This is a genomic window from Bacillus sp. LR--39 (assembly GCF_053613335.1).
This window is the reverse complement of the sequence record NZ_JBSIOT010000572.1, coordinates 1-857: the sequence shown is the minus strand read 5'-3', so window position 1 is coordinate 857 and position 857 is coordinate 1. Positions and strand designations below refer to the sequence as shown.

Genomic DNA, 857 nt, shown 5'->3' with positions numbered 1-857 from the left:
GATATGGAGCTCACCCCCGCCCAGAAGCACGGGGAACATGCTCGTATAGCCAAGGTCAAATGCGTAAGATGAAAGCAATACAGTCTTATCATTTTCCGTCAGGCTCGCCTCTTCACTAAACCAAGAGACATAGTTTGTCAGATTGCGATGCTCAATCTGCACGCCCTTTGGCTTTCCGGTCGTACCGGACGTATAAATGACGTATGCAAGATTGCGAGACCCGGAAATGGATGATGGGCGCTCCTTGCTTTCATTTCTCCATTTACCGTCATCAAGGCTGACGATTGTCCCTTCATATTGCCCAATAGCCGTCATGTTTCTTTCATTCACGACCGCAATTTTTGCTCCGCTGTCCTCTAATGAATAACGGATTCGTTCTTCAGGTGTATCAGGATCAATCGGAAGGAAAGCTGCCCCCGCCTTCATGACACCGAGAATGGATACCATGACTTCAGCTGACCGGTCCATAACAATCGCGACAATGTCTTCATTTCCGGCCCCTTGGGCACGAAGATGATGCGCCAGCTGGTTCGCCTGTTCATCAAGCTCGCGATAGGTCAGCAGATTTCCGCCAGCCTTCACCGCAGGATGGTCAGGTGTTTGCTGGGCCTGTTTTTCAAAAAGAGCGGCAAAGGTTGCTTCGGTAATTTGAGTCATATGTCTTTCTTCTAGCAAAGCAGCCGTTTCTGCAGATGAAAGCAGATCTACATCAGACAGCCGAACGTTCGGATTAGCCGCGGCCGCTTTGATGATATTGACAAAGTGGCGGCTCCAGCGTCGGATCGTCTCGTCCTTAAACAAGGCAGTCGCATAGTCAAAGCTTAGGCCGATATCCTCTTCACGCTCGACCGCCTCCA

At 50.3% G+C, this 857-nt stretch carries 1 protein-coding gene; it reads right to left on the bottom strand.

The window, feature by feature from the left end; translation table 11 throughout:
* The coding region (locus tag ACWHAR_RS24995; protein ID WP_452088171.1) for an AMP-binding protein at positions 1-857 on the bottom strand (857 nt) is incomplete at both ends.